We start from the raw sequence: 2,657 nt of genomic DNA on the forward strand, positions 1-2,657 counted from the left end.
AATAATAAGAAAAGCTCTAATACGTTTCGCTAACTTCATTGATTTATAAAATGGAGTTTCCAAACAAGCATAGTAATTACCAATCCGCATATAATATATATACAACTCCCGATTTTTCATATACTGAATCTCAGAAAAATACTTGTAATCAGTAAACTCATTATAAGTATCAAAAAAACGATTCATACCATTAAGTATGCTTTGAGCATATTCAAGAGAATGATGTACTCTTTGAGTAAACGATCCTATCGATTGAGCTCGATATGTAACCATAGCTTCATTAAAATAAAATGTTTTTCCTTTCAATATAAGCCACATCCTTAGTGGTCTGTCCCCAACAGGAGCTTGATAAAAAAATCTGGCATATTAATATCACTTGCTCTGTACATCATAGAGCAAGTCGGAATTAATCCACCACTTTCTTTTAACAATATTGAATCATCCACAAATCCAGTTTATATTTTCTCCAATGGATTAATCACCCGATTTACCGATGTTCGTTCATTATGTATTATTCCATTAGAAATGACTAAACTGCAATCATCATTATTTTCTAATATGTCTACCTGTTTTTGTAGTTTTAACGGATCTGTCCAAAGAAGTTTATCTGCTATCAAAAACAATAAAAAAACACAGATCGCAAATATTCCTCCCCATAATCTGGGATACTTTGAATCCAATATCATCAATATAAAACAATAAAACGCCATCATTAAAATTGCAGAATTATGAAACAAAACTGCAAACAAAAATAATGGTATAGCTCTTTTATAATCATGATGCTGTAAATAATAGAAATCAAGCAACAATAACGATATCGCAATACTTCCTCTCATTCCACTAAAAGAAAAATTATAGCAAAGGAAATAAAATGTAGCCATTCCTAATGTAACAGATAGACAATAACGATATTTATTGAGAACAATATAAACAGGAAGAATTATAAGCAATTGTATCAAAAATACGAAAACTCCAACGCTTTTAAACAAATTTCCAATATATAACAGGAATGAAAAACCAAATTCCGTTTCTTTTGGCATATTTTCAAAAAAGTATATAAAACCATTATCAGTTAATCCAGATGAAAATATAAAGTTAGGTTCAATATAAGCATCTACATCATCACCTACATTCATACTACGAAGAGCTGCCAACAAACACGGAATTGTGATCGATAAGCCTAAACAAAAATAACCTAATATTCTCCTATTGTAATTGTTTATCCCCTTTACCTTTCGATATTTATATAATATGCACTGAGAAAAATATAAAAGAAATATTGATACTGAAAACACAGCTAAATAGATTATTACTGATTGGATATGAATCATTGTTCTCAGTTTTTATTTCGATCTTGGGTATATAAAACTCTAATATCTTTTGCTGTCAAATTAATATCATAGCCATGCCGCCTCATAATATCTGTATTATTAACGTGAGATTTTAAAACATCTCTATTTAAGCCACCCAACCAAGCATTAATATCATCCAAAGATAAGAATACTACATCATCTACTAATTTCATTGATATCGGTACTGCCGTTGAGGCTACAACTGGCATTCCAATAGCTTGTGCCTCCACACCCACCATACCCAGACCTTCCCATCTTGAAGGGAAAGCAAATATATCCATAGCTTGCATATAATCATATACATTGTTTACTCCACCAATAAAAAGGACATCTTCTGTTAATTTTTTACTGACTACGAGAGATTTTATTTCATTCATAGTTTCACCAACACCAACAAGCATCAATTTTATATTTTTTCTTCGTTGCTTTAATTGACTCACTATTTCTATTAGAAACTCCTGATTTTTCACATAAGAAAAACGTCCTACATTTCCTATAACCATTGTTTTATCAGAAATATCTAGCATCTTTCTATACTCCAATCTTTTTGTTTCATCAGGTGCGAAAAGATTTAAATCAATCCCATTATTTATTATCTGTAATTTTCCTCTCACAACAGATGCAGGAAATTTCCAAACACCAGCATCCACAGAACAAGCTAAGTAATGTGTAGGGCACATACTTAAAATTGGATTTGTTATCATTCTTAAGACATAATGTTTCAATGATTTAGATAGTCCTGTACTATGTGAATGCACAATAATTTTCTTCACTTTATTCCATTTAGCTACAAACGCACATAATGCTAATACAGAAGTACTTCCAGAATGTATATGCACTACATCATAATAATTCTTCTTCAGAAAGTTATTGAGTGGATTCACTATATTGTTTCTACTACCTCCTGGATTAAAGTGTAAATTAAAGCAAATCACCCTGCCCCCTTTGTCTTCAACTTCTTTTCGATAGGTATCATTCTCACAATAATAAGGAGTAAGCCAATCTATCTGCAAATCAGTCAAATCAATATGTCGAAGCAGATTGATAATAAACATCTCTTGCCCACCAGTACCTATAGGTTCTCCTGTTAATTCTAATATCCGCATTTACTTATATCTCTTGATATTCAACACTTTATATTTTATGAAATATTTCAAATAATCATAATACCATCTGATATCTTTATTATCAGATCGAATTATCAGCCATTCTTTCCTACATTCTTTTATCCGTATAGTAGAAAGACCTTCAACATTTTCATATATAGCAATGTTAATGGGCATATAAAGAAATACCCTATCATTA

The 2,657-nt window shown here is 30.8% G+C and carries 4 protein-coding genes; all 4 read right to left on the minus strand.

The genetic code is table 11. The features are described from left to right. On the minus strand, positions 1-306 hold a 306-nt coding region (locus ACZM4J_RS12155), incomplete at its 3' end, for a hypothetical protein (RefSeq protein WP_489486279.1). Positions 307-455: 149 nt separating this feature from the next. Then, a complete protein-coding gene (locus tag ACZM4J_RS12160; protein ID WP_489486281.1) occupies positions 456-1,331 on the minus strand; it encodes an EpsG family protein in 876 nt (291 codons plus the stop codon). A 5-nt stretch (positions 1,332-1,336) separates the two neighbouring features. Continuing rightward, positions 1,337-2,458 carry a glycosyltransferase gene (locus ACZM4J_RS12165; RefSeq protein WP_057099132.1) on the minus strand — a complete coding sequence of 374 codons (1,122 nt, stop codon included), beginning with the start codon at positions 2,456-2,458 and terminating at the stop codon, positions 1,337-1,339. Further along, positions 2,459-2,657: hypothetical protein (locus tag ACZM4J_RS12170; RefSeq protein ID WP_489486284.1), on the minus strand; the 199-nt coding region annotated here is incomplete at its 5' end.

The organism is Eubacterium sp., assembly GCF_057858645.1.

What these genes read in the sequence shown, in the direction of transcription:
- ACZM4J_RS12165 (WP_057099132.1), bottom strand. Translation starts at nt 2,458, where the DNA reads ATGCGGATATTAGAATTAACAGGAGAACCTATAGGTACTGGTGGGCAA.
- ACZM4J_RS12160 (WP_489486281.1), bottom strand. Translation starts at nt 1,331, where the DNA reads ATGATTCATATCCAATCAGTAATAATCTATTTAGCTGTGTTTTCAGTA.